The sequence below is a fragment of the Nonomuraea sp. NPDC005501 genome, from assembly GCF_040605905.1.
GTDB lineage: Bacteria > Actinomycetota > Actinomycetes > Streptosporangiales > Streptosporangiaceae > Nonomuraea.
Genome location: NZ_JBEXDT010000005.1, coordinates 41,282 through 66,670, shown reverse-complemented (window position 1 = coordinate 66,670; position 25,389 = coordinate 41,282). Strand labels below are relative to the sequence as shown.

Annotated in this window: 19 protein-coding genes and 1 pseudogene; 11 read left to right on the top strand and 9 right to left on the bottom strand. The window is 70.0% G+C overall.

Features of this window, described 5'->3' with window-relative positions; genetic code table 11:
• Window positions 1-251 precede the first annotated feature (251 nt).
• On the top strand, window positions 252-923 hold the full coding sequence (locus tag ABZS51_RS05195) for a hypothetical protein (RefSeq protein WP_355436563.1): 672 nt from the start codon (window positions 252-254) through the stop codon (window positions 921-923).
• Window positions 827-1,111: an amidohydrolase family protein gene (locus ABZS51_RS05190; RefSeq protein ID WP_355436560.1), complete on the top strand. Its 285-nt coding sequence runs from the start codon at window positions 827-829 to the stop codon at window positions 1,109-1,111. The genes ABZS51_RS05195 and ABZS51_RS05190 overlap by 97 nt, the downstream gene beginning before the upstream one ends.
• Window positions 1,112-1,270: 159 nt before the next feature.
• Here ABZS51_RS05190 and ABZS51_RS05185 read toward each other — a convergent pair whose 3' ends face one another.
• The 5 genes from ABZS51_RS05185 to ABZS51_RS05165 form a co-directional block, all read right to left on the bottom strand.
• Window positions 1,271-2,455 carry an NAD(P)/FAD-dependent oxidoreductase gene (locus ABZS51_RS05185; RefSeq protein WP_355436557.1) on the bottom strand — a complete coding sequence of 395 codons (1,185 nt, stop codon included), beginning with the start codon at window positions 2,453-2,455 and terminating at the stop codon, window positions 1,271-1,273.
• Between the two features lie 321 nt (window positions 2,456-2,776).
• Window positions 2,777-3,001: a translation initiation factor IF-1 gene (infA, locus tag ABZS51_RS05180; protein ID WP_310714548.1), complete on the bottom strand. Its 225-nt coding sequence runs from the start codon at window positions 2,999-3,001 to the stop codon at window positions 2,777-2,779.
• 208 nt (window positions 3,002-3,209) lie between these two features.
• Window positions 3,210-3,980, bottom strand: a complete 771-nt coding sequence (locus ABZS51_RS05175; protein WP_355436553.1) for a GNAT family N-acetyltransferase — start codon at window positions 3,978-3,980, stop codon at window positions 3,210-3,212.
• Window positions 3,981-4,381: 401 nt separating this feature from the next.
• Window positions 4,382-4,801: an MFS transporter gene (locus ABZS51_RS05170; RefSeq protein ID WP_355436549.1), complete on the bottom strand. Its 420-nt coding sequence runs from the start codon at window positions 4,799-4,801 to the stop codon at window positions 4,382-4,384.
• Window positions 4,798-5,745: a zinc-binding dehydrogenase gene (locus tag ABZS51_RS05165; RefSeq protein WP_355436546.1), complete on the bottom strand. Its 948-nt coding sequence runs from the start codon at window positions 5,743-5,745 to the stop codon at window positions 4,798-4,800. The genes ABZS51_RS05170 and ABZS51_RS05165 overlap by 4 nt, the downstream gene beginning before the upstream one ends.
• 90 nt (window positions 5,746-5,835) lie before the next feature.
• On the opposite strand from ABZS51_RS05165, the gene ABZS51_RS05160 reads away from it, so the two are divergent.
• The 5 genes from ABZS51_RS05160 (at window position 5,836) to ABZS51_RS05140 (ending at window position 12,260) form a co-directional block, all read left to right on the top strand.
• A complete protein-coding gene (locus ABZS51_RS05160; RefSeq protein WP_355436543.1) occupies window positions 5,836-6,522 on the top strand; it encodes a TetR family transcriptional regulator in 687 nt (228 codons plus the stop codon).
• 202 nt (window positions 6,523-6,724) lie between these two features.
• A complete protein-coding gene (locus tag ABZS51_RS05155; RefSeq protein WP_355436541.1) occupies window positions 6,725-6,943 on the top strand; it encodes a ferredoxin in 219 nt (72 codons plus the stop codon).
• The gene (locus ABZS51_RS05150; RefSeq protein WP_355436538.1) at window positions 6,940-8,343 is read left to right on the top strand and encodes an FAD-dependent oxidoreductase; all 1,404 of its coding nucleotides are present in this window, start codon (window positions 6,940-6,942) and stop codon (window positions 8,341-8,343) included. Before ABZS51_RS05155 ends, ABZS51_RS05150 begins: the two co-directional genes overlap by 4 nt.
• 59 nt (window positions 8,344-8,402) lie before the next feature.
• A complete protein-coding gene (locus ABZS51_RS05145) occupies window positions 8,403-9,665 on the top strand; it encodes a cytochrome P450 (RefSeq protein ID WP_355436535.1) in 1,263 nt (420 codons plus the stop codon).
• Between the two features lie 489 nt (window positions 9,666-10,154).
• Window positions 10,155-12,260: a prolyl oligopeptidase family serine peptidase gene (locus tag ABZS51_RS05140; protein ID WP_355436532.1), complete on the top strand. Its 2,106-nt coding sequence runs from the start codon at window positions 10,155-10,157 to the stop codon at window positions 12,258-12,260.
• Window positions 12,261-12,975: 715 nt separating this feature from the next.
• Here the strand turns inward: ABZS51_RS05140 and ABZS51_RS05135 are convergent.
• Complete coding sequence (locus ABZS51_RS05135; RefSeq protein WP_355436529.1) at window positions 12,976-13,665, bottom strand: TetR family transcriptional regulator; 690 nt, start codon at window positions 13,663-13,665, stop codon at window positions 12,976-12,978.
• Between the two features lie 168 nt (window positions 13,666-13,833).
• On the opposite strand from ABZS51_RS05135, the gene ABZS51_RS05130 reads away from it, so the two are divergent.
• Both ABZS51_RS05130 and ABZS51_RS05125 read left to right on the top strand, forming a co-directional pair.
• Window positions 13,834-15,303: an MFS transporter gene (locus ABZS51_RS05130; RefSeq protein ID WP_355436526.1), complete on the top strand. Its 1,470-nt coding sequence runs from the start codon at window positions 13,834-13,836 to the stop codon at window positions 15,301-15,303.
• Window positions 15,304-15,366: 63 nt separating this feature from the next.
• Window positions 15,367-16,521, top strand: coding sequence for a macrolide family glycosyltransferase (locus tag ABZS51_RS05125; protein WP_355436523.1), 1,155 nt, complete (start codon window positions 15,367-15,369; stop codon window positions 16,519-16,521).
• Between the two features lie 157 nt (window positions 16,522-16,678).
• Here the strand turns inward: ABZS51_RS05125 and ABZS51_RS05120 are convergent, their stop codons facing one another.
• The gene (locus ABZS51_RS05120; RefSeq protein ID WP_355436519.1) at window positions 16,679-17,602 is read right to left on the bottom strand and encodes an endonuclease/exonuclease/phosphatase family protein; all 924 of its coding nucleotides are present in this window, start codon (window positions 17,600-17,602) and stop codon (window positions 16,679-16,681) included.
• Window positions 17,603-17,992: 390 nt separating this feature from the next.
• Here ABZS51_RS05120 and ABZS51_RS05115 point away from each other — a divergent pair, with 390 nt between their 5' ends.
• The gene (locus ABZS51_RS05115; RefSeq protein ID WP_355436517.1) at window positions 17,993-20,275 is read left to right on the top strand and encodes a hypothetical protein; all 2,283 of its coding nucleotides are present in this window, start codon (window positions 17,993-17,995) and stop codon (window positions 20,273-20,275) included.
• A 177-nt stretch (window positions 20,276-20,452) separates the two neighbouring features.
• Here the strand turns inward: ABZS51_RS05115 and ABZS51_RS05110 are convergent, their stop codons facing one another.
• Together ABZS51_RS05110 and ABZS51_RS05105 are read right to left on the bottom strand one after the other, a co-directional pair.
• Window positions 20,453-22,828, bottom strand: coding sequence for a glycoside hydrolase family 2 protein (locus ABZS51_RS05110; protein WP_355436807.1), 2,376 nt, complete (start codon window positions 22,826-22,828; stop codon window positions 20,453-20,455).
• A gap of 462 nt (window positions 22,829-23,290) precedes the next feature.
• Window positions 23,291-23,585, bottom strand: a pseudogene (locus ABZS51_RS05105) (Gfo/Idh/MocA family oxidoreductase); the annotation flags it as partial.
• A gap of 744 nt (window positions 23,586-24,329) precedes the next feature.
• Between ABZS51_RS05105 and ABZS51_RS05100 the strand changes: the two are divergent.
• Window positions 24,330-25,352, top strand: a complete 1,023-nt coding sequence (locus tag ABZS51_RS05100) for a LacI family DNA-binding transcriptional regulator (RefSeq protein ID WP_355436514.1) — start codon at window positions 24,330-24,332, stop codon at window positions 25,350-25,352.
• Window positions 25,353-25,389 lie beyond the last annotated feature (37 nt).

The following is a 25,389-nucleotide window of genomic DNA, read 5'->3' as shown; positions in this document are numbered from 1 at the left end:
AGCGGGTTGCGGCCCATCGAGCTGGTGCGCGAGCACAGTCTGCACACCCGGGCGGTGCGCGATCTCGAGGAGGCCCACAGCCGGTGCTCGTCGACCACGCCGAGCTTGATCAGGGAGTGCATGAACTTGGTGCCGCCGGCGGCGACGAGGTCCTTGCCGGGCTCGGCCTTGAGCTTGGCGATCTCGTCCGCGGTGTCACCGCTTGCGATCCGGGTCTCGGATCAGCGCCGAGCGGCCACCCCAGCCAGATCATGGCCGCCGAGAGCGAGGCGCTGGCATGGCTGGGCGACGCGGTCGGCCCGTTCGACATCATCGGCGACGCCGGTCGGGCCAAGGAGTTCGTGGAAGCACGGCTGGCCGAGGGCATCGACTACCTCAAGATCGTGATCGACGACGGCTGCACCGCCGGACTGGATCTGCCGGTCCTGAGCCCCGGCGTCGTGGCCGCCCTGGTGGAAGCCGGCCACGCGGCCGGGCTGCGGACGATCGCGCACGTCGCCACGGCGCGCGACACCGTGCTCGCGCTGGACGCGGGCATCGACGGGCTGGCGCACGTCTTCTACCACAGCGAGCCGGGCGACCCGCCCGTGGAGGACCTGGCCGCCCGCATCGCGGCCCACGGAGTATTCGTGATCACCACGCTCACCTACATCGAGACGATCGCGCAGAACCCGGCGGGGGCGGAGCTGGTGCGCGACGAGCGGATCGCCGTCCGGCTGTCCGAGCGGGACAGGGCCGCCATCGGCCGGGACCACTCGGCGGTGCCCGTCCACCCGGACGGCGTCGCCCACGCCCGGCGCTCCACCGCGCGCTGCACGAGGCCGGGGTGGCGTTGCTGGCCGGCACGGACGCGAACTTCTTCGCCCCGGTGCACGGAGCCGCCATGCACCGTGAGCTGCTCATGCTCACGCAGGCGGGCCTGAGTCCCGAGGCCGCTCTGGCCGCCGCCACGAGCGGCCCCGTCCGGGCGTTCGGGCTGACCGACCGCGGCCGGGTCGCGCCTGGACTCCGGGCCGATCTGCTGCTGGTGGACGGCGACCCGACCCGCGACATCACCGACACCCGCGCCATCGCCGAGGTGTGGCGGCGCGGCGTCCGCCGGTTCGGCTGACACCCCGGGCCTGGGGAAGGTCAGCCCCAGGACTACAGCAGGCCGCGCAGGATCCGGTCCAGCGCGGCGGCGTCCTGCGGCCCCAGGATTACGGCGGTGCCGGGCTGTCCCCGTGAAGCGGTGGCGAGCTGGTGGCGCTGGTGCTCTCGCGCCGGGCGGTCAGGATGACTGCACTTCGTCGAAGAGGGCGAGGGCTGCGGTGGGATCCGGGCTCACGAGGCGTTCCAGACCAGCCATCGTGAACTCCGCCCACTTGCCGGCCCGTGCCCACATCTGTTCCTCGAAAGCGCGGACGGACTCGTCCAGCTCGTCCGGGCCGGGGGCGGCGATGACGGACTCGGCGAGTTCGGCGCCCTCCAGCATCGCGAGGTTCGCGCCCACTCCCAACGGGGGCATCAGGTGGGCGGCGTCGCCCAGGAGCGTCACCCCGGGGACGTGGGCCCAGGTGTGGGACACGGGCAGGACGTAGAGGGGGCGGTGGACGAAAGCGGTGCCGTGGCGGAGGAGGTCGAGGACGGGAGCGGCCCAGCCGTCGAACAGAGCGAGCAGCCTTGATCGCACGGCCTCGACGTCGGCCAGGTCCACACCTGCGTCCACGCCTGCGTCCAGACCCGCGCGCCGGTTCAGGCCCAGATGACGGTCCGGGTTCGTGTGCCAGTCCAGAGGAGCGCGGAACTGGGCGTACACCTTGACGTGGCCGCCACTGTTGCGCTGGGCGACGAGGCTGCGGTTCACGCCGTACACAGCCATGGAACCGTCGCCGATCAGCCGGGCGAGGTCGGGGTGGCGGGTGTCGACGTCGTCCAGGGAGGTCTCGACCGCGGTGATGCCGGTGTAGTGCGGCGTCGCGGACGAGACCGCCGGGCGGACCCGGGACCAGGCGCCGTCCGCGCCGACCACGAGGTCGAACGTCTCCTGTCGCCCGTCCGCGAAACGGACCAGCACGCCGTCCCGGGTCCCCGGCTCCACCTCCGTCACGCCCCGCCCCCACTGAACGTCCAGAGGGCCGAGCAGCAGATCACGGAGTTGCCCCCGGTCGATCTCGGGATTGGCCCGGTCATCCGGACCGGGTTGCCAGTCGCGGAGGACGGTCCCGTCCGTGTCCAGGATGCGCATGGCCTGCCCCTCTGGACGGGACAGCGCCTGGAACTCCGCCAGCAGCCCCGCCTTGCTCAGCGCTGACTGACCCAGCCCTTCGTGCAGGTCCAGCGTGCCGCCCGGGGGACGGGCATCGGGGGCGGGATCGCGTTCGAGGACGGTGACGGGGTGATCGTGGCGGTGCAGGACGCGGGCGAAGGTAAGGCCGGCGGGTCCGCCTCCAATTACGGCGATACGGTGTCTCATGTAGAGACACTGTATTTTAGTGAGACGGTGTATCGCAACAGGATGATGTATCCATGACGGTGTGGGACCGGCCGGAGCCGCCGGCTCGGCCCGCGGCTGTACGGATACATCCACGGGCCGCTCCCGCGCTGGCCGAGGCCGAGGCGGCGGGCCGGCGCGCAAGACGCGCGCTCATGCCGCTGTCGCATCAGGCCGGTGACATGCCTACCCGGCGGAGATGCCGGACGAAGAACAGAGCCGAGTCGTCGACTCCGATTGCCGCATCGAGCACGTTTCCGATCCAGATCGGAGACTTCTTCTCCTGATTCGGCGCGCCCGCCGCTACGTCCTGTATCGGAAGAGGATCCGGCCGCGGGTGAGGTCGTACGGGCTGAGCTCGACGAGCACCCGGTCGTACGGCAAGATCTTGATGTGGTTCTTCCGTATCTTCCCGCTGATGTGCGCTAACACCTTGTGCCCGTTCTGCAGTTCCACCTTGAAGTTGGCGTTGCGCAGGCACTCGACCACGGTGCCCTCGACTTCGATGCCGCCTGCTGTTCTTGCCATATTTTCGCCCTTCTCCGGTCGGTGATGGTGAGGTCGGGGAGGCAACGAATGCCGTTGACGCCACCGTGATCGAGGCGCCTCGGCAGACGTGGTTGCCGCGGACGGCGGCCGCGACCGGCCGCCCCGCGCGCTACGGGAACCGATGCTCGCTCATCAGTGCCACGCGTGCTTCCGGTCCGGCCCCCTCGCGAGGTGATGCGGTGGGGCATCAGCGGAGCACCAACTCCAGGTTGCTGCTCGCACGCCGGGCGCCGACGCCCTCGAACAGGGCCATGGCCGCCGCGTTGGACTCGTTCACCTCGGCTGATGCTGTTTCGATCCCCGAGCGGTGCAGCGAGCCGAGCACCTGGGCGAGCAGCGCCCGAGCGATACCGCGGCGGTGGTGGTCGGACCGGACTGCGATCAGCCCGATCCGCGGCTGCCTGGTCACCGGCGCCAACCGGACCAGTCCCACGTAATCATCGGACTGCGCTGCCGCCGCGTACTTCGACGGGTCCAGCAGGGTGACGCCGTCCGGGCGCGGCGACACCTCGGCCGGCATCTCCTGCCATCCGACGGTGGCCTCGACCTCGTCGCGGATCGCCTGGTCCAACGTGCGCAGAGGGTCCTCCTCCGCCTCGCCGACCGCCACCATCGTCACGCCCGGCGGCGGTGGCACCGAGTCGAGTCCCGTGACACGCGGGTCGGTGGGCACGAGGTACTCCCACTCACGGCGTCGGGTCGTGAAGCCGGCTCGCCCCCAGTGGGAGGTCACGTCGAGGTCGGCCTCGTCGACCAGCGTGTACAGCGGACCGGGCAGGTCCGCCAGCATCGCGTCGGCGAGCCGGTCGAAGACCGCGCAGTGCCATGCGTCGATGCTGACGAAGATCCGCCCGTCGGGCCTGCGCGAAGCGTCACCGCGGCCGACCACCCGGTCGTCCGCCACAGCGTGCCATTGCTTCTCCGCGACCCGCGCGATGGTTACGGCATGCTCGCCCATGCCCGAAGTGAAATGCACAGAGTCCATAGGTGTTGCCTTTCGGGATTGCCTGATCGAGGCGCTCCCGGCGACACCTACGTCAATCGCCCGACCGTGACGACGAGGGGAGCACCCACATCGATACAGCGTTCATGGGTCTCACCTCCTTACGTGATGTCACGGTGCGCGGAACGCTAGCAGCCCGAACGTCGTCCGGTCCAACCATTTTCCGCCGGCCAACGCGGCGGGCCGCCAATGAGCTCATCTGGCCTTGAGGGCCGAGGTGGACCCTCGTCGCGAAGACGTGCTGCATGTCCTGAGTGCCGAGTTGTTCCAGGGGGCATGCCGTCGGCGAAGACGCTGTGCACCAGAGACTGAATGCGACCGGTGTCGGCGGCGATGCCGAACACCTCCTCCAGATATCACCCGGCCCAGGCGTTCGGGCACCCCGCGGCCCGGGCCAGGACAAGCTGCGTCACCGGCAGGATCATGCCCCCGCCCAGCCCTTGCAGCGTCCGCAAGGCGATGAGCGAGCCCGCCGACCACGCGGCGCCGCACAGGATCGATCCGAGCAGGAACAGTCCCAGGGCCGTCAGCCACGCGGCGCGGGCGCCGAAGCGGCCGACCGGCCAGCCCACCAGCGGGATGACGGCGGTCATCGCCAGCACGTAGGAGGTGGTGACCCACTGGATCGTCGTCACCGGCGCGGCCAGGTCACTGGCCAGTTCGTCCGGCGCCACCGCGACGATCGTGGTGTCCAGCAGCGCTGCGATCGCGCCCACCAGGACCGTCGCGGCCAGCGGCAGCAGGGGGCGTGCGCTGGTGGAGGCCGGCGTGCTCACGGGACCAGCAGGGTCTTGCCGATCGTGGCGCGGGCTTCGATCGCCCGGTGCGCCTCGGCGGCCTCGGACAGGGGATAGGTCTGGCCGACGATCGGGCGCAGCCGACCGGCCGCAGCGTGCGCGAGCGCCTCCTCGGCCAGCGCCCGGATCTGCGCCGGGGCGGGCACGCCGCCGTCGGGGACGACGGTCACATGAGCGGCCGGCTCGGTCCAGGAGCCGGAGGCCATGCCGTACACCCTGGCCCGGCCGCCGGGCCGCACGGCGCGCATGCCCTGCGCGCCCACGACGCCGCCGACTCCGTCGAAGACCAGATCGACGCCTCCGCTCATCTCGGCGACCTCGCGTTCCCACCCCGGCTTGGAGTAGTCCACGTAAGCGAAAGCACCCAGCGAGGTGACCAACGCCTCCTTGCCGGGACCGCGGGCGGCGCCGACCACCTTCGCCCCCGAGGCGGCGGCCAGCTGGACCAGCAGACTGCCGACACCACCGGCGGCCGCCTCCACCAGCACCCACTCGCCCGGACGCACCTCGGCCTGCCGGTGCAGGAGCACCGCTGTCCGCCCATCGGCCAGCAGCGCCACCGCATCCCGCAGCATCACCTGCGCCGGGACGGGGACGAGGTCCTCCGCCCGGGCCACGACCAGCTCCGCATAGCCGCCGGTGCCGCCCGTCGTGGTCACCACGGTCCGCCCGACCAGCGCGGAATCCACCCCCGGGCCGACAGCCGAGACGCGGCCGCCCACCCCGTTGCCGGGGATGCGCGGAAGCGGTGGCCGCTGGTGGGCCGCGGGACCGCGCCCGGCCCGCACCTGTGTCTCGACGTACGTGATCCCGGCATAGTCCACCGCCACGAGCACCTGCCCCGGCCCCGGCACCGGGTCTTCGACCTCCCGGATGCGCAGCACCTCCGGCTCGCCGAAGCGGTCCATGACCACAGCACGCATGACTGCCTCCTCAGCAGGAGCAGAACGCTCCGATTGGAAGGGACTCTATAACCGGAGTAATTCGCTCCGCAAGTTCGATATGCTGCCGACATGACTGAACCCCAACGCCGCGGTCCCCGGCAGGCGGAAGCCGAGCGCAACGACCGGGCCCTCCTGCGGGCGGCACGCCAGGTGCTGGCGGCCGACGGGGAGCACGCTTCGGTCGCGGCCATCGCAGCGGCCGCCGGGGTCGGTATCGGCAGCCTCTACCGCCGCTACCGCACGAAGGAGGAGCTCTTTCAGCGGCTGGCCGAACTGTCCCTCGACAACTGGAACCAGGCCGCCGAACGAGGTCTCGCCGAGGACGATCCATGGGAAGGGCTGGCCTCCTTCATCGTCACCTGCGTCGAGTTCGGCCAGGGTTCGCTCGCCCCAGTCGCCGGAACCATCGAGGTCACCAAGGAGATGCAGGCCAAGTCCGACCGCTCGGACGAACTGCTCGCCGCGCTCGTCACGCGCGCCCACCAGGCCCGCGTGCTCCGACCGGACGTCACCGCCGTCGACATCTCCCTGCTGATCGAGCAGTTCGGCAGATCGCCCGCCCTGGACCAGTTGCGCAAGCAGGGGCGCGACGACCTCATCGAAGCCGCCGCCGACGCTCACAAGCGCGTTCTCGCCATCGCCGTGGACGGCCTGCGTGCCTGCCACCCGCGTCCGCTACCCGGCGACCCGCCCACCGACCGGCTCTTCACCGAACGCTGGAGCCGATCTCGCCGCGCGTCATCGACGAGCGACTGATCCCTTCCCAGGTCACGATCCAGCGACCACCCGTGATCCTCGCACCCTCACCGCGCACGCCGTCCGCGTCGGCCAGAACGCTCGGCGCAGAGCATGTTTTCCCTGGTAATGGTTGTGTCGGTGAAAGTGGGCGGCGGAAAATCGTCTCGTGTCGCGTCGGCCAGGGCACTCCTCGGTGCCGACGCAAAAAAGGGGGCGACTCATGCGTATCGTCGTGGACCTGAACCGGTGCCAGGGATACGCACAGTGCGTGTATCTGGCCCACGAGATCTTCAAGCTGAACGGGACAGAGGCGCTCACCTACGAGCCCAACCCCGACGACGCGCGGCGCCTGCAGGTCCAGCGGGCCGCCGCCGCCTGCCCGGTGCAAGCGATCATGATCGACCGCTTGGACGGTGCGGATCGGGGCACGCCGTCATGACCATGTCGGCGACGCTCGCCGAGTTGGTGCGCGACTTCAAGGCCAACGGCCGGATCGTCATCGTCGGCGCCTCCCTGGCGGGGCTGCGGGCCGCCGAGGCCCTGCGCGAGGAGAGCTTCCGGGGGTCCCTGACCATCGTCGGGGACGAGCCGTACGAGCCCTACGACCGTCCCCCGCTGTCCAAACAGGTGCTCAAGGGCTGGGTCCGGGCTGACCACACTCTGCTGCCCCGCTTTCGAGAACTGGACGCACAGTGGCGGCTCGGCGTGGCCGCCGCCGGGCTGGACAGAGCCACCAGGCAGGTGCGCTTGGCCGACGGCGAGCAGATCCCGTACCACCGGCTGCTGATCGCCACAGGGACCCGCGCGCGACCATGGCCCAACCCGGCCGAGGCCGCCCTGGAGGGGGTGTTCTCGCTGCGCTCGCGTGATGACGCCGCTCGGCTGCAACAGGCGCTGGCCGCGCGGCCATCACGGGTACTGATCATCGGCGGCGGGTTCATCGGCTCGGAGGCGGCCTCCGTCTGCCGGGAACTCGACATCCCGGTGACCCTCACCGAGCGAGGCTCGGCCCCCCTGGTCGGGGCGCTGGGCGGGGTGATCGGCGAGATCGCCGCCGAGATGCAGCGCGACCACGGCGTGGACCTGCGCTGCGGGGTCGGCGTGTCGTCGCTGGAGGGCGACGCGCACGGACATGTACGGCGTGCCCGGCTCTCGGACGGGACCACCATCGAGGCCGACGTGGTCCTGGCCGCGCTGGGGTCGATCCGTAACGTGGAATGGTTGGAGGGCTCCGGGCTGGCAGCCGGCTTCTGGGGGGTCGGCTGCGACGCCGGGGGTCGCGCCTTCGACATCAACGGCGTGGTGACCGACACCGTCTACGTTGCGGGGGACGTGGCGCGCGCGCCCCACGTGCTGTACGAGTACCAGTTCCTGGCGATGGAGCACTGGGACAATGCCGTCTTCGGTGCCGAGGTGGCGGCCCACAACATGGTGAGTCTCGAGCCCGACTACCGCCCGAATCTGTTGCTGCCGGGCTTCTGGTCCGGTCAGTTCGGCGTCAACATCAAGTCCGTCGGCGTACCACCGTTCGGCGACGAGATCGTCTTCACGCAGGGATCCGTGAAGGAGCGCCGCTTCGCCGCCGCCTACGGTCACCGCGGCCGCATCGTCGCCGCCGTCAGCTTCAATCACGGCAAGTGGCTGGAGTACTACGCGCGGCTGATCGAGCAGTCGGCTCCGTTCCCGCCCCCGCCGCCGGGCTGGGATCGGCCGGACGTCATGAAGCCGGTCCCGGCGGAGTTCCCGGCACCGGGTGTCCCGACGGCGATACCCGACGTCGTCCTGACCGGCCACGACCCGAGCGGGCGGAGCGCCGAGTTCCGGCCTCGGGGCCACTGACGCGCCTCAGCGGGATCGGCGGGTGACCCGGCCGACGCAGCAAGAAGGAGAGGAACAGCATGGGCGAGGAAACACCCTGGCAGCAGGCGCTCCGCTACGCCAACCGTGCCAATCCGTACCCCTTCTACGCCGAACTCCGCAAGACCCCGGTGGCGCGACAGCCGGACGGCACCTACGTCGTCAGCACCTACCAGGAGGTCGTCGCGCTTCTCCACGACCCCCGGGTCAGCTCCGATGTCAGGAAGCTCCCGGCCCGCGCCCCGGCCGCGGCGGAGCCGGGAGCCGAGCCGATCACCGAGGCCGTCATCGGTCTGGAGCCGAACATCATCACCTGTGACCCGCCCGAACATGATCGTGATCGCCGCATGATGACGCGGCACTTCTTCGGCCCGCCCCATTCGCCGCACCAGATCTCGGACCTGGAGCCCGACATTCGCCGCATCGTCGCCGGCCTGCTGGACGGGATGCGGGGCAAGACCCGGATCGACGTCGTGGACGAGTTCGCCTACCCCCTGCCGGTGGCCGTGATCTGCAAGGTTCTGGGCGTGCCGCTGGAAGACGAACGGCGCTTCCACGCCTGGATCGAAACGGCCCTGGACGCTCTGGATTTCGGCCCGGAGGCGGCCTCCGACGAGATGCGGAGCCGGCTGGAGGGCGGCCGCCGCAGCGTGAAGGAGTTCGAGCAGTTCCTGGCCGGGCTGCTCGACCAGTACGCCGGGCAGCCCGGCCCCGGCATGCTCTCGGCGATGGTGCACGACGACGGCCCGGACGGGAGCATGTCCGCGGGTGTGCTCGCCAGCAATGCCGTGCTCCTGCTCTTCGCCGGGCATGAGACCACGGTCAATCTGATCGCCCACAGCGTGCTCACCCTGCTGAGGCACCCCGAGGCGCTGGAGGAGCTGCGCCGCCGGCCCGAGCTGATCGTGCCCGCGGTGGAGGAACTGCTGCGGTTCGAGTCGTCGGTCCAGTTCTGGCACACCCGCTCGGCCGTCGAGGACATCGAGATCGCGGGCACCACCATCCCGAAGGGCGCGCCGATCTTCCTGGTGTACGGCTCGGCGAACCGCGACCCGGTACGGTTCACCGACCCTGACCGGCTCGATCTCGAACGCCCCGACAACGAGCACCTCGGCTTCAGCCAGGGCATCCACTTCTGCTTCGGTGCTCCGCTCGCCCGGCTCGAGGTCCAGGTCGCGGTCGGGGAGTTCGTCCGCCGCGTGGAAAACCCCCGGCTCGTCGTCGACCCGCCGCCGTACCGCCACAACCAGATCTTCCGCGGCCCCCGCCACGTCCTGGTCGACATCGACGGGATCCGCGACTGACCCTCGGTCGGCACGCACCAGTGCTTGGTGAAGCTGGAGGAGAGAAGCTGCGGTCGGTTCCGGAGGAACGGCTTCCTCCTGGCACTCGCCATGACGAGCGACACGATCCCCATGGGCGTGCCGCCGGGCTCCGCCCGGACCGGCATGCGCGAGGCGTCGACGATGTGGTGGTGGTTCCTGGCGTACGGGGAACCATCAACGATTTGATCTTTGGTGTGGTTTCCGCAGACAGACGCACGGTTAGTGGTCGACTGTGATCCTTGTGAGGCTGCGCACGCGGGCACACCACGATCGCCGTACATTCGACGCTGTCGGGGGTACGGCGACGCCCAGCCTCGACGAGCTGCACCAGGCCGGGTCGGATATGGCCGGTTGCATGACCCGCTGCCGCGTCATCGACTCGCGTAGCCGAGTGCGACGGCACGGCGGCGATCTCGGTCACCGTCACCAGCTCATCCGGCTTCGCGAGCGTCGCTTATGATCATGCGGATGAGGGACATCAGCGGCCCCCCGATCGCCCGAGTGGACGTGGTGCGCGACGTTCACCACGGCATCACGCTCGACGATGCCTACCGGTGGATGGAGGCGGACGGCGAGGAGTTCCACCGCTGGCTCGACGGCCAGGCCAGCCATGCCCGCGAGCAGCTGGACACCCTGCCCCGCCGGGAGGAGCTGCTGACCCGGATCCGCGAGCTGGGCGGCGCGCTCCCGCAGTACTCGGACTTCACGCCGGCGGGCGACAGGATCTTCTACCTGGCGCGCGAACCGGGCGCCGGCGTACTCGTGCTGATGGTGCGTGAGCCCGAGGGAGCGAGCAGGGTCCTGTTCGACCCGGACACCGTGCCCGGCGAGGCGCACCACGCCATCGCCTGGTACGTGCCCTCCCTCGACGGCCGGCACGTCGCCTGCGCCGTCTTCCCGTCCGGGTCGGAGGAGAGCACGATCCAGGTCATTGACGTCGGCTCCGGTGCCATCCTGGAGACGATCCCGCCCACGACGCGCTTTGCCTTCCTGAGCTGGCTGGAGGACGGCCGGTCGTTCGTCTTCCACCGCTTCGTGGCTCCTCCGGCGGGCGCTCCGCCGGAGGAGCGCCGCCTGGACAGCCGTTCCTTCCTGCACCGGCTGGGCACCGACCCGGCGCGGGATGAGGTGGTGCTGGCGCGCGGGCTCAACCCCCACGTCGAGCTGACCCCGCAGGATCGGCCCTTCCTTGTGGTGCCGCCGCGCGGTGAGTGGATGCTGGCGATCGTCTCCCGCAGCGCACTCGGCCCCTGGACCAGCGAGCAGTTGAGCGATTGCTCGCTGTACGTGGCGCCACGAGCCGCGCTCGCCGATCCGGCCACCTGCCCGTGGCGGAAGGTAGCGGGCGTGGCGGACGGCGTGACCGCCTTCGCCACCAGCCACGACACCCTCTATCTGGTCTCCCATCGGGACGCGCCCCGCTCCCACGTGCTGGCCGTTCCGTTCGCCGTACCGGATCTGTCTCGTGCACGGGTGGTCGTGCCCGCGGGTGAGCGCGTGGTGGAGGCGGTGCGGGTCGTCGGCGACCGGCTGCTGGTGCGCGATCTCGACGGTGGCGTCCATCGGGTACGGCATGCGCCCCTGTCCGGCGGCGAGCCCGCCGACCTCCCGCTACCGGTAGAGGGCGCCATCTGGGAGTTGACCACCCACCCGGAACGGCCCGAGGCCCTGCTGCTGGCGGCCGGTTGGACGGACGCGCCGCGGCTCTACCGCTACCACGGCGAAACCCTCGAGGACACCGGGCTGGCGCCCCGCTCACCGGTCGACTTCGGCGACGTGCACGCCCGGACCCTGCATGTGCCCGCGAGAGACGGAACACAGATCCCGCTCACCGTCATCCACCGCAAGGACGTGGAGCTGGACGGCGACAACCCGGTCCTGCTCACCGGCTACGGCTCCCATGGCATGTCCGATCTGCCTGAGTTCCGTCCGGAGATGCTCGCCTGGTACGAGCGTGGCGGCGTCTACGCCGTGGCGCACCTGCGCGGTGGCGGCGCCTACGGCCGGGAGTGGCACGAGGCCGGGCGTGGCCTGCGCAAGGAGGCCACCATCACGGACTTCATCGACTGCGCCGAGCACCTCATCGCCCTGGGCTACACCCGGCCGGGACGGCTGGCGGGCGAGGGCGTCAGCGCCGGCGGCATCCCCACCGGCGGCGCGCTGGTGCGCCGGCCGGAGCTGTGGTCTGCCATGTCGATGCAGGTGCCGACGGTCAACGCCACGCGGACCGAGTTCAGCGAGAACGGGCCGATCAACGTGCCGGAGTTCGGCAGCGTCACCACTGAGGATGGCCTGCGCGGTCTGCTGATCGCCGATGCCTACCTGCGGGTCGAGGACGGCGTGCCGTACCCGGCGGTGCTGCTGACCACCGGACGGCGCGACGCGCGGGTGCCGCCGTGGCAGCCGGCCAAGCTGGCCGCCCGCCTGCAGGCGGCCAGCGCCTCCGGCCGGCCGGTGCTGCTGCGTGTTGAGGAGCACGGCGGTCACGGCGCCGGCTCGACCCGAGAGCAGGAACATGCCCTGCTCGCTGATGTGCTGGCCTTCCTGCTGCACGCTTTCGAGGCGTCACGATGAGTACGACTGAGCAGCGGGCCCTTCGTCATGGCGCATCGCTGTCGTCCGGCGGGCCGCTCGATCCCGGCCTGCGGGTGACACCCCCGAAGTGACCGCATGGTGCCGCCGTGCCGTCGCTGAGTACCTCATGGCCGCCCCCGACCCGGTCGCGGCTGGCATCTTGGATCGATGTTCTTGGTGGCCTGCTTGAACAGGTACTCGGCACGCTCATAGGACAGGCGGGCGCGTCCGGTGAGCGGGCACAGGTCGACGGCCGCCGGAGTGCGGGCCGGGCCTGGGCGCCGGTCGGTGAGGAAGACCGGCCCGCGGGTGCGGCCGGAGAGCAGGCGGGGCAGCAGCCGAGCGGTGCCGGACTTCCGTTCCGTCGCACATCCCGACGTCGCGGGTGAGGGAGGCTGCGCGAGCGAAGTGATCGGTTGGCGGTCAAGTGGTAACGGTTCGATCGCTCGGGGACGCCGTCGGCCAGGCCATCGTTCCCGATGGCGTTCACGCAGTTCAGTGTTCCAGAAGCTGGCCTGCAGGTCCCGTAACCCGGGGGCGGGACGACCTGGCGGAGTCCGATGCCCGCATGATGGGAAATCGTTCCCGGCGACCTGCCGTTGCCGTGGTGATCGGGTGGCGGCTCGCCGGGAACGTCCCGCTCCCCTTTCGCGCCTCTCCCCTTGATCGGAGGCGGGGGCTGCGATCCCAACGTCCAGGAACTGGGGGTCGGGACTTATCTGTGAGAGTCGGGCACGCTGGGTGGAGCTGCTGCCGACAGGGAGCGGATCACCTGGGCGAGTTGTTCGGCGTAGTGCTCGACCAGTTCGGGGGAAACTGTGTCGGTGCCGAACAGGCCGCGGGCCAGGTGTGGGTAGACCGCGAGGGCGTTGCCGGCGCTTAGGCCGATGAGGATCAGCGCGGCCGGGTCGAAGCGATCGTCGATCTCACCGGCGTGCTGCCGCTCGCGGAGCACTTGCACCTCGTGCTGGAGCTGGGCGTTGCGTTCCCGCGCCTCCTCATCGTCCTCGCCGGTGTCGTAGAGGCCGTCCCAGGCGAGCAGGCGCCCGCCGAGGCGGGAGTCGACGCTCGCCCGCACGCCGTGCTTGATCTGCTCGGCGAAGTCCAGATCGTCGGGGATGGTCTCGGCCTCGTGGGCCCGCCAGCGCCGGCCGATCTCCCGGTACAGGCCCCGCTTGCTGTTGAAGTAGTAGGAGATGAGCTGCTGGTTCACACCAGCGCGTTCGGCGATGTCGGTGACCCGGGCACGGTCGAAGCCCTTGGCGGAGAACACCTCCACGGCAGCATCGAGGATGCGCGCCTTGGTGCGCTCAGCGTCGCGCTGCCGCTCGTGTGGGGCGGGCGATCGCCTGGTCCGCTGCCGCCCGGCCGGTTCCTGGTCCTGGGGCGTGTGCTGTGTGGACATGAACATGATTCTGTCATAGGTGCGTGCGAGTTAATCAATCAGAGATTTGACTATTTTACGCGAGAGATTGATACTGCTCCGCGGGCCGTTGATCCGACGGTGTGCCCTCAATGCCGGGGCTTCGGCGCTGCCGTCCGAGAGCGGGCGGCGTCTGCAAAGGGAGTGGCCATGTCCCGTACGAGTGACCGAGGGACCGGATCCGCGGCCGTAGCGTCGGCGGCGTATCCGAAGCGGTGGGCCGCCGCGAGCGTCATGATGATCGCGGCGCTGCTGGATCTGATCGACGCCTCGATAGTGAACACCGCCCTGCCGTCCATCGGCCGTAGCCTGCACGCCTCACCGGCGGAGCTGGAGTGGACGGTATCCGCCTACATGCTCGGGTTCGCCGCGACGCTGATCATCGCGGGGCATCTAGGTGACCGGTTCGGCCGCAAGAGGCTGTTCCTGACCGGCGTGGCCTGCTTCGCCCTGGCGTCCGCGGGCAGCGCCATCGCCTCCGACCCAGGCCAGCTGATCACCGCCCGTGCGGTGCAGGGAGTGGCCGCCGCGGCCCTGCTGCCGCAGGTGCTCGGTTCGCTGCGCACCATGTTCGACGGCGCGGAGCGCGGCAGGGTCTTCGCCATGTTCGGGGTCACGGCGGGCGTCGCGAACGCCGCCGGCGTGCTGCTCGGCGGGGTACTGACCGACTGGGACCTGTTCGGCTGGGGCTGGCGCACCATCTTCGCCGTGAATATTCCCATCGCCGCCGGGGCCCTGCTGCTGGGCGCGAAGTGGATCCCCACCTCACGGGAGCGCGCCGGCGGACGCATCGATGTGGCCGGCAACCTGATCCTCGCGCTGTGCCTGGTGGCGATCGTGCTGGCGCTGGTGGAGGGCCGCTCGAACGGCTGGCCATCATGGGGCTGGATCTGCCTGGCCGGCGGTGTCCTGGCCCTTGCCGCCCTGGTGGGCTACGAGTCCTGGCGCCGGATCGAGCACCCGCTGCTGCCCGCCGCGCTCTTCAAGCGGCCGGCTTTCGGCTCGGGTCTGCTGATCCAGCTGCTGTTCGGTGCAGGCATGTCCGGCTTCTTCCTGGTCTTCACCATCTGGCTGCAGACCGGCCAGGGCTACACACCCAGCCAGGCCGGCGGGCTGATGATCGCCATGAGCGCCGGCTCCTTCATCTCCGCTCCCGTCGTCGTCACCTTGGTCGCCAAGATCGGCCGCAACGTCCTGGTCATCGGGAACCTGCTGATGGCCGGCGGGCTGTTCTGGGTCTGGTGCACCCTGACGGACGCGGCCCCCCGGCACACCGGGGCCTGGCCGCTGGTGCCCGGCCTGCTCGTCGCCGGCATCGGCCTCGGCTTCGTGGTCGTGCCGCTGGTCGACATCGTCCTCACCGCGGTACCCGAGCACCTCGCGGGCGGCGCCTCCGGCATCTTCTCCACCGCCCAGCAGTTCGGCGGCGCCCTGGGCGTCGCCATCATCGGCAACCTCTTCTTCGCCCACGCGAGCCGGGGCCTGACCGGTGCCATCACCCACGCGGCCCCCTGGGCGATCGGCACCTTCCTCGTCTGTGCCGTGCTCTGCCTGGGCCTGCCCGGCAAGAACCACACCCGCCCCCTCGCCGACAGCTCCGGCGCCCTCGACGCCGCCTGACCCCCGCCCGATACCGATCCTGCGCATCGGGCCGTTCCACCCTCACTGTCAAGGAGATCCGTCATGGCCCACCTCGCCTTCATGAGCCTCGCCGAGTCCGGTCACCTCAACCCCCTCCTGCCGATCGCCCGGGAACTGGTAGAGCGTGGCCACCGCGTCACCTTTCCCGCCGATGAGTCGATGGCCGAACGCATCGGCCCGACCGGAGCCGAGAGCATCTCCTATGAGCCCCACCCCGCCGAGACCATCGTGATCGACGGCATGGACGCCGCCGCACGCGCCACCCTCGCAATGCTCCAGCAACTGGAGCACGTTCTGCCGCAGATCGAGGCCGGATACGCCGACGACCGGCCGGATCTGATCGTCAACGACTGGCTCGCCTGGGCCGGCCCGATGCTCGCCGCCAAGTGGCGTCTCCCCAGAATCCAGTCCTGGTCCGCCCACGCCGCCAGCGAGGGCTACGACTTCGGGAAGTTCATCGTCGGCATGTTCGCCGCCAGCCCCGTCAAGGCAGAGTTCGACACCCTGTTCGCCGCCATCCTCAGCCGGCACGGCATCCCCCCTCTCCACCTGCATGATTTCTACAAGCCCGCCGAGTTCAACCTCGTCTACCAGCCCAAGTCCTTCCACGTGCACAACGAGACCTTCGATGACCGCTATGCGTTCGTCGGCCCCACCCGGCTGCCCGCCGCGCAGGACTGGACGCCCCCGGGACGTCCGCTGGTCCTGGTCTCGCTCGGCACGATCATCAGCCGCCCGGACTTCTTCCACACCTGCATCCAAGCGTTCGCCGACGAGCCCTACCACGTCGTGATGTCCGTGGGCCGCGGCATCAGCCCCGCCGATCTCGGGCCACTGCCCGCAAACATCGAGGCCCACCAGCACGTCCCCCAGCCCGCCGTGCTCGCACACGCCGATGCCTTCGTCACCCACACCGGCATGAACTCCACGATGGAGGCCTTGGCAGCGGCCGTGCCGATGGTGGCCATCCCACACACCCCCGAAGAGCAGACCACAGCCGACCGCATCGCCGCCCTCGGTCTCGGCTCAACCCTCGCTCCCGCCGACGCCACCGCCGAACGCCTGCGCGAAGCCGTCCGCGGCCTGCTCGACGAGCCCGCCACCCGGCAGCGGCTCCGCGCCATGCAGGATGACGTGCGCGCGGCGGGCGGCGCGCTCCGCGCCGCCGATGCGATCGAGGCCCGCCTGCCCAGGTGAGGTCGCGGCCGGGACACACGCCCAACCCCTGCCGCAGTAAATACCGGATAGCTACGGCCTGCCTCTGAAGGCCATCCCGGAGCCAAACCGACCGCATGCCGCTGGCGTCGACGGCGCAGTAGCCCGCAGCCGCGACGCCGAGCAGCGGCGGCGGCCCTCACGGGAGCCTGACCTCGGCGAAGACCGGCCGGTGATCGGTGTGCCGCAACTCCAGCACGCGGAAGTCTCGCACCGCTATCCGCGAGTCCGCCAGCACGTGGTCGATCGTCACGCCGGGCAGCCGCCACGTACGACCCAGCGCCTGCGGCCAGGTCGCCGTGAATCCGCGTCCCATGACGTCGGCCGCGTCCCGATACCCGGACGCCAGCAGCTCACGCATCGGCAGGTGGTCGAGCGTGGCGTTGAAGTCCCCCGCCAGCAGCCGCAACTGGCCGCGGCCGCGCGGCAGCGCCTGGAGGCCACCCTGCCAGCACGGTTGCCGGCCGACGCGTTTGGGCGCGCACGGGTGCACGGAGACGATCTCCACACGGTCCCCGCCGGGATGCGCGAGCCACACCCTGGCCTGCCCGAACGCTCCCACCTTGATCGTCTCTCCGGCCGTCAGCGGATGCCTCGCGTACACGGCGGACCCGCCGACCCCTGGCAACGGCCGCGTGACGGCGTGCGGCAACCTCTCGCGCACGCCCGCCTCCTCCAGCCGCCGCATCGCGTCCGGGGTGAGTTCCTGCAGCGTCAGCACGTCCGGCCGCACCTGGCCGACCAGGGCCATCAACTGGTCCGTGTCCGCCTGGCCCACCATCAGGTTGGCCGCCAGCACCCGCAACACCGGCCCGTCCGCCGCTGGGTTGCCGTCGGCGAAGGCCCGGGGCACGACGACGATTCCCAAGGCCACCACGGCCGCGATCCCCACCACCCCCGCCGCCCGCCGCCTCAGCATCCACGCCAGCGCCACGCCGACCACCGCCCCGGTCGCCGCGTACGGCGTGTACGCCACCACCGGCACCCACGGCCAGTCCGGCTCGAACCCGCTCAGCCGCACCAGCGCCCACCCGGCGAACGGGACAACGGCGATCCAGCTCATCCATGTACGCACGTCTCTGTATCGCCGCGAAGCCCGATGGGCGTTCACAAGAGGGTGCGAAGCGCTCCTGCGCCGTCCGGGGTTGACCATTCACGCGTACCAGCTGACTTCACCGCCATGCTGCACCTGGAACGAGCCTTTTCAACCGGCGTTCCTGTGGGCATTGCTCGGACCGGGACTGTCATTGTGGCGGCTCGGAGCCCTTGCGGCAGCCGAAACGGCCTCGAACTCGATCGCGCGTATCTCGTTGTGCGCCACGAGGCGCTCAGGCATTGAATCGACGGTCACAGATACCGTGGATTCACTACGGCACTTGATCGTTTCGGTGACGGCTCGCTAGGGTTGGGCGCCTTTGTTCGGATCCTGTCCGCTCGTGCCCGAGGATCGTTCGTGCGCCGCTATCGTTTCGGCAGAATTGCCGCGCTGTTCGCCGCCGTCTATGTGGCCGCGGTCATCGTGTCCGGCGTCCTCGCGCTGGCCACCGGCGACCCCGCGCTACTACGCGAGATCGTCACCGGCGAGTGGGACCCGGACTTCATGCCCTACACCTGGTGGGTGGAGCTCCTCATGGTCGGGGGAGGAGTCCTGCAGGGCTGGGCCTACTGGCAGGTGCTGCGCGGGCGGCCGGTCGGCACGGCGGCGGTCAACGACAGGCCGGTCCGGCTGTTACGGGCGGCCCTGTACCTCAGCGTCGCCTGCACGCTGCTGTACCGGCTTCCGATCCCGTACCAGTGGTGGTCGGGCCTGCCCTCCGACGTGCTCAACTTCGCCGTCGTCGGGCTGTTCTTCGTGGTCCTCGCCGGGGCCCTGCCTCGATGGCTGCGGCTGCTCGGGCTCGTGGCCGGGCTGGCGAGCGCCGCCACAGGCCTGACCTCCACCGTCGCCTACGGCCTCGGCCAGTACTCCATCGTGCAGTCCATCTCTCCGTACCAGCTCGGCAACGCCGTCTACCTGCTGTGGCTGGTGCCGGTCCTGGCCGGCCAGGCCAGGGACGCACGCTGGACGCCAGGCACCGTGCGGATGGGCGGGACCTCGGCGGCGCTGTCGCTGCTGTCGCCGGGAGGCAATGCGATCGTCGCGTTCGGCGGTATGGGCGTTGACTACGAGCTGGTGCTGCTCATGGTCCTGAGCATCCTGAGCGTCTTCGGGACGGTGTGGCAGGCTCGCTCCGCCCACGACCTGGGCGGCCCGACCCCGGTGCCGTCTCCGGCGCCTCCGGTCCGGGTCGCACCTGCGCGGGCGTGGCCCCTCGCCGCCGTGGCCGTGGTGCCCCCACTGATCCCCGCGGCCGTCAACCTCGCGGACGGCATGCCTGCGTGGATCGGCCCCAGGGGCGCGGTCGACGATCTCTTCCACGGGTACGTCGGCTACCCGGCGACGGTGCTCTGGGTCGCCGTGGACCTGCTCGTCGGAGTCGGCGCCCCGGCCGTACTGGTTCTGATCGCGATCGTACGCAGGACCAGGCGGCTGCTGCGTGTCACGATGCTGATCTTGACTCTCGCCGCGGCGGCAGGCATCGTCACCGCGCTCACCACAATGTCCGAGGCGGACTGGCAACTCATCCCCGAGATGGCCGAACAGCGGCTGGCTCTGTACCCGGATGGGGTGTTCGTCCGGAACGAGAAGGGTGACCTCCTCTTCGGGCTCTCCCCGCTGTGGTACAGCGCCGCGCTCGCCGCCTCCGCCCTCATCCTGCTCGTCCTGTACGGTGCCCCACCGGCCGCCCGCCTGCGCCACCACGTGCTCGTGACGGTGCTGGCCACCTCCGTGGCCCTGTGCTTCCTGCCGGCCGCCGACGAGTCACGCGGCCCGGTCACCACGGCCGAGGACTGCTCGCCTCCCGAGCCCTGGGAGAGGGAGATGGACGGCAAGCCCGTGGAACTCCCGCCGCCGACTGGCTCGCGCGCCTTCATCTGCGCTGTACGCCAGCAGAATGTGCTCACGTTCGCCGCCACCACGCCCGACCAGGTGCTGCTCGCCCACGGCCGTCGCCTGTGCGCCGTCTACACCCGCAACGACCCACGCGAGCTGACCCGCCTGCGGGAGGTGGAAGGGGTGAGCGTCGGCAACCTGAGCGGGGTGCTCGCCGGGATCTGCCCGGCCGCGAAGGCAAAGGTCACAGCGGAAGCGGCCGCCGAGGATCGCGAATTCGACGAGTTCATGGCCGAGGAGCAAAGCAAATGCGACGCCACCCCACGTCACCATCCCCTCATCAAGCCCGCCAAGGCGATCCGCCTCAAGGAGCCGGAGTGGCCCGAGGCGGGGCTGGAGCTGTACGACGAGTTCGCCGGCGAGGGCAAGAGCACGACCGCCGGCCCGGTCACCGCCGGACCCGGCCGCGTGACGGTGGACACGCATTCCGACTTCCACGTCTGTGTCACGCTGGAGACCTACACGCGCCGCCCACCGATCGAGACCAAGGGCTGGGACGACGTCGTCGAGGTCGGCTACGCCAACCAGAGCGGCGAGATGAGCTTCATGGACGGCCTGAGCGGCACCGAACTGCCCGACCTGTCGCTCAACGGCCGCAAGGGGCACTACCGCATCCGCGTGCACTTCGCCTGGTTCCCCTGGAAGGGCGAGGAGTACGGCACCCAGCGGCTGCTGATCATGGCGTATCCGGCACCGGGCGACAAAGTCGTCACCTACCGCGGACAGCCCAAGCGACGTTGATGAAGTCCCGATCACTCGTGCTGAGGTGGTGTCCCGCCGGGTGGTGGATCGACGATCTCGTCATGCGTTCCCAGTTGCCGTGCAAGGTCCAGTCGTCTGCCGTCTTGACGGGCGAGGATAGCGACCCTTTGCGTGGCCTCGACTCGCCTTCAGCGGGGTTGGCACCGGCGTTGCGCTTCAGCCGGCCACCACGTCGTTGACACAGCGCAGGACGGGGAAACCGGCCAGTGCCTTCTCGTCCAGACCGTCGATGTTCAGCGTGAAGACCGCGCTCTCCTCCGGCAGCAGGGTCACGAGCTGATCGTCCACCTCCGCGGAGGGATCGAGCCGGTCGGGAAAGAGCGCCAGGTCCCGTAGCAGGGTGTGGGCGGTGACCCGCACCCGCCGGCCTTCCACCTGCACGGTGTACTGCGGCGGCCGCAGGTCGAGATCCTTGTCCGCGACGTGGAACCACAGGGCTCTCCGGTCGCCCGCCGTCACGGCGACCAGCTCACGCGTCGGGTCCTCTGTTTCCGCCACCGTCCTCGGCAACTGCACGGTCACGATGCCACGGGGCGGGACATCGAAGGCGATCATCTGCGCCTCCTTCACCTGCCCGTCCAGGCCCCGCCGTACTGCCTGCGCCTCCTCGGCCCAGGGCTCGGCGGTGTCGTTGACGACGACCAGGGCCAGGCCGTCCTCGCGCGGCTGCACGGTCAGCAGCCGGTCGGCGTAGGCCTTGCGCAGCGCGTGGAACAGAGGCTTCTTCCTGCCGTCGCCGTCGATCGCCGCCCAGGAGGTGACCGGCCAGCAGTCGTTGAGCTGCCAGACGATGCTGCCCGCGCAGTACGGCCACAGCGATCTGAAGTGCTCAATGCCCAGCTGGATCGCCCGGCTCTGGTTGACCTGGGTGAGGTAGTGCCAGTCGTCGAAGGTCTCAGGATGAGGAAAGTACGGCTGCAGACCGGCGAGCAGCTTGCGGTTGCCGTCGACGGCCTTTTGATGATGGACGATGTCGGGCGAATCTGGAGTGAGCGGATCGTCGTGGATGGCCCTGCGGATCGTGGCGTACGCGGCGGGCGCCTGGAAGCCGAACTCCGAGACGAACCTGGGCCGGTACTCCCGGTAGGCGGCGTAGTCTCGCTGATTCCAGACGTCCCAGATATGGATGGGCCCCCGATCCTGCCGGTTGGGATGCAGATCGATCGAGCCGGAGTACGGGCTGCTCGGCAGATAAGGGCGCGCCGGATCGAGCTCGGCCAGGACGCCCGGCAGCGTGCGGGTGTAGTAGGTCGCACCCCAGGTCCGGCCGGCCAGGCGCTCCTGCCAGCCCCAGTCGAAGTAGCCCCAGACGTTCTCGTTACCGCCGCACCACAGCACCAGGCTCGGATGCGGCATGAGCCGCACGACGTTGTCCCGCGCCTCGGCCTCGACCTCGTCCGCGATCGGCCGCTCCTCGGGGTATGCGCCGCAGGCGAACGGGAAGTCCTGCCAGACCATCAGGCCATGCTCGTCGCACAGGTCATAGAAGTCGTCGCTCTCGTAGACGCCGCCGCCCCAGACGCGCAGCAGGTTGATCCCGGCTCCGCACGCCTGCGCCAGCCGGTCGGCGTAGCGGCGGCGATCCACCCGGAAGGGGAAGCAGTCGTCGGGGATCCAGTTCGCGCCCTTGACGAAGATCGGCTGCCCGTTGACCACCAGGGTGAACGCGCCGCCCGCGGTGTCGAGCCGGACATCCCGAAAGCCGATGTGCCGCCGCCACTCGTCATCGGCCGTGCTGACCACGAGCTCGTAGCGCGGCTGCTCACCGTACCCCCGGGGCCACCACAGCGCGGGTTCCTCGACGTCCAGCTCGATCAAGCCGGCCGTCTCGCCCGCCGGAATGGCCGCTACGGCGGACACGCCCGCGACCGACGCCGTGACCAGGAGCTCCTCGTCGGTGGCGCGCTCCACCTCGACGTGCACGGCCACGCGGGCACCGCCGTCGGTGAGCGAGATCTGCGGGCGGACCTGAGCCAGCCGCGCGCCGCTCCACGCGTGCAGCCCGATCGGCCGCCAGATGCCCGCCGTGACCAGCGCGGGACCCCAGTCCCAGCCGAAGTTGCACGCCATCTTCCTGATGAACGTATACGGATCGGTGTAGGCGCTCGGGCGCTCGCCGAGTTCCCGCACCAGCCCCTCGGCGTAGTCGTGAGCGGGCGTGAACGTGATCGACAGCTCGTTGTCACCATCGCGTAGCGCTGGGCCGATATCAAATCTGTAGCGGCGATGCATGTTGGCGGTCGTGCCGATCACTCGGCCGTTGAGCTCGACCCGCGCCACGGTGTCGAGCCCTTCGCACACAAGGTCGATGCGGTCGTGGCTGCCATCGGGCCGGTCGAAGACGGTCTCGTAGCGCCAGGCGGACCGACCGATCCAGCTCAGCTCGGTCTCATTGCGGTCCAGGTAGGGGTCGGGAATCAGGTCGGCGGTCAGGAGGTCGGTGTGCACGCACCCCGGCACCGAGGCAGAGGTGTGGATGTCACCGTCCACCTGCCGGACGGTCCAGTTGCGGTGCAGTGAGATAAGACTCATGGGCTTCCCGTTCAGCAGGGCGAGGTGTTCGGCGGATCGGGCGGCAGAGGCCGCGTGGATACGGGGATGAGACCGGGAGCATCGCCGGTGGCGAGGGGGAGCGCATTTCCTCGTGCCGACCGGGACGGTGCTCCCGGAGGTCAGGCGGAACAGTCTTCGAGCCGCCCACTCCATGGGTGCCGGCGGCTCGAAGACCGAGCGCAGCTTCACCGTCCTGCTGGTCTCGTAGGACTCGCGGATGGCGCAGAGAATCTCCACCACGTGTGCGGCCTGCCGGTCAGTCGCGCGGTGCGGGCGGTCCTGCTTGATGGCGGCGGCCAGGTCATGACCGGCCCGCCCCCATTCCACCCCCGGTACGGCTCCCGCAACGGCGCAACGGGCGCCAGCGGACCGGCGAGATCGCCCACGTGCAGGGCCGAGCCGAAGTCGTGCCGGCTTTCCAGGAGCAGCGAGCAGCACCCCCATGTCCTCGGCCGTTCCCACGAGCTCCGCCGCTTCTTCGTGGGTAAGCGCGAGGGGTTTCTCGCTGTGGACGTGCTTGCCTGCCCGCAGGCAGCGGCTCGTGATCCACGATGTCCACCGCGTCGTCGGTAAGCAGTTGCTCCAGTGAGGCATAGACGCGCGCCGCGGAGGTGGCGGCCAGCGCGGCACGCCGTTCGGAGGAGAGGTCGAGGACTCCTCGCAGGTTCAGGTCGGGATAGGCGGCAAGGGTTTCGGCGTAGGACTTCGCGATGTTGCCGCAGCCGACGATGGCCACGGTCTGCGGTTCACGATGGCGAGCTCCTCGGGGGAGGGGGCATCCAGGAACCTGGCTTGTTCACTGCATTACAGTAATTTTAGTGAACTATCGCGTGACAGTGGTCTGAGGTCAACCTCTCCCGTCTCGAAACTTGTGAGGGTTTATGCGCTATTGACGCCAAATATCCGGCGCGTTACCGTCCCAACCCCTGAGTGATGTTTACTGAATTTTAGCGAAGGGGATCGTGCCATGCGTGATGCTGGAGCAGATCGCCGCGGCCGGATACCAGGGCATCGAGCTCATGCAGGCACACGAGTCGTACGGGCCGGCCGCCCATGTCGCGTCCAGATTGTCAGCGCACGGTCTGACCGCGGCCGCCTACGCCACCCTCGTCCCGGCCAGGGCCGGCGACGACGCCGGCTACGAGGCCGAGATGGACTTCGCGGCGGAGCTGGGAATCCAGACCAAGGCGACGCCGGCCTGGACCTGCCGGCCTTTCTCGCCGCGCTGGAGCGCGACGGCTACGCGGGCTGGCTGGTCGTCGAACGCGACCGGCCCAGCCTGCCCGCGTACGAATCGGCCAGGATCAGCCGCGAGCACCTCGACCGTGTCACGAGCGCGGCCTGAGGCGCGCCGCAGCACCGTGGTGGCCCGCGGCCCTCACTTGATGGACAATCTCAGAGCCCTCACGGAAGGGCGCTGCAGCCCAAGTTTCAGTGGTTCGGCGGGAGGACGATGGGGCGGTCGGTAGAACGGCCTACCATGCGGGAGGTCGCGGAGTTGGCCGGCGTGTCGATCGCCACGGTGTCAGCGGTGTTCACAGGTAAGAGCTGGGTATCCCCGGACACCGACGCCGGGGTACGGCGGGCGGCCGGGCAGCTCGGGTACGAGCCTCGTGGCCGCAAGACCGCGGCTCCTTCCCGCGAGCCTCGCATGGTCGGCTTCGTGTCCTGGGGCAGCGACATGTCCACCGGAACCAGCCCGTACTTCGCCCCTGTGCTGGCGGGCGCGCAGCAGGCGTGCGCGGAGCTGAGGCTGTCGATCAGCTTCGAGACGGTCGATCCGGAGGCCGGTGAGCTGCCGCTGTGCGTGCAGCGGGGAGAGGTCAGCGGGCTGGTCGTGCTGAGCGTCGGCAGCGATCCCGACTATCTGCGCCGGATCCACGAGGCAGGGGTCAGCTGCGTGCTGCTCGAGCACGCGGTCAAGGGCCTTCCCATGGACTTCGTCCGGCATGACGACGAGATCGGCGGCTATCTCGCCACCCGCCACCTGCTCGACCTCGGGCACACGAATCCGCCGCCGGCCATCATCACCGCCAAGGACCGCATCGCGCCCGCCGTAGAGCGGCTCACCGGTTACCGCAGGGCGCTGGCCGAGTACGGGCTGCGGGAGGAGCCGTCGTTCGTCCGGCGCAGCGACTTCAGCATCGACACCGGATATGAGCAGATGGCAGCGCTGCTGGCGCTCCCCGTACGGCCCTCGGCGGTCTTCTGCGGCAACGATGAGTCGGCACTCGGCGCGCTCAACGCGCTGCGCGACCACGGCGTCGCCGTTCCGGAGGAGATGAGCGTCATCGGCTACGACGACATCGCGATGGCCGGGCACGCTTCTCCCGCCCTGACCACGATGGCGGTGGACAAGGAACTGCTGGGAGCTCAGGCGGTGTGGCACCTGGTGCAGCGCATCCAGAGGCCCGGCATGACGAGCAGGGACACTCGGCTGGGCGTGACGCTCGTGCAGAGGCAGTCCACCGCCCCGCCCGGCGATCCTGGCCGAAGGGCATGACAATGCCCCGGACCGATGTGGTCGGTCCGGGGCATTG

Excerpts from the sequence above, each read along its gene's own strand:
- ABZS51_RS05195 (WP_355436563.1), top strand. The coding sequence starts at position 252 with ATGGCCGCCGAGAGCGAGGCGCTGGCATGGCTGGGCGACGCGGTCGGC.
- ABZS51_RS05185 (WP_355436557.1), bottom strand. The coding sequence starts at position 2,455 with ATGAGACACCGTATCGCCGTAATTGGAGGCGGACCCGCCGGCCTTACC.
- infA (WP_310714548.1), bottom strand. The coding sequence starts at position 3,001 with ATGGCAAGAACAGCAGGCGGCATCGAAGTCGAGGGCACCGTGGTCGAG.
- ABZS51_RS05175 (WP_355436553.1), bottom strand. The coding sequence starts at position 3,980 with ATGGGCGAGCATGCCGTAACCATCGCGCGGGTCGCGGAGAAGCAATGG.
- ABZS51_RS05165 (WP_355436546.1), bottom strand. The coding sequence starts at position 5,745 with ATGCGTGCTGTGGTCATGGACCGCTTCGGCGAGCCGGAGGTGCTGCGC.
- ABZS51_RS05160 (WP_355436543.1), top strand. The coding sequence starts at position 5,836 with ATGACTGAACCCCAACGCCGCGGTCCCCGGCAGGCGGAAGCCGAGCGC.
- ABZS51_RS05155 (WP_355436541.1), top strand. The coding sequence starts at position 6,725 with ATGCGTATCGTCGTGGACCTGAACCGGTGCCAGGGATACGCACAGTGC.
- ABZS51_RS05150 (WP_355436538.1), top strand. The coding sequence starts at position 6,940 with ATGACCATGTCGGCGACGCTCGCCGAGTTGGTGCGCGACTTCAAGGCC.
- ABZS51_RS05145 (WP_355436535.1), top strand. The coding sequence starts at position 8,403 with ATGGGCGAGGAAACACCCTGGCAGCAGGCGCTCCGCTACGCCAACCGT.
- ABZS51_RS05140 (WP_355436532.1), top strand. The coding sequence starts at position 10,155 with ATGAGGGACATCAGCGGCCCCCCGATCGCCCGAGTGGACGTGGTGCGC.
- ABZS51_RS05135 (WP_355436529.1), bottom strand. The coding sequence starts at position 13,665 with ATGTCCACACAGCACACGCCCCAGGACCAGGAACCGGCCGGGCGGCAG.
- ABZS51_RS05130 (WP_355436526.1), top strand. The coding sequence starts at position 13,834 with ATGTCCCGTACGAGTGACCGAGGGACCGGATCCGCGGCCGTAGCGTCG.
- ABZS51_RS05125 (WP_355436523.1), top strand. The coding sequence starts at position 15,367 with ATGGCCCACCTCGCCTTCATGAGCCTCGCCGAGTCCGGTCACCTCAAC.
- ABZS51_RS05120 (WP_355436519.1), bottom strand. The coding sequence starts at position 17,602 with ATGAGCTGGATCGCCGTTGTCCCGTTCGCCGGGTGGGCGCTGGTGCGG.
- ABZS51_RS05110 (WP_355436807.1), bottom strand. The coding sequence starts at position 22,828 with ATGAGTCTTATCTCACTGCACCGCAACTGGACCGTCCGGCAGGTGGAC.
- ABZS51_RS05100 (WP_355436514.1), top strand. The coding sequence starts at position 24,330 with ATGCGGGAGGTCGCGGAGTTGGCCGGCGTGTCGATCGCCACGGTGTCA.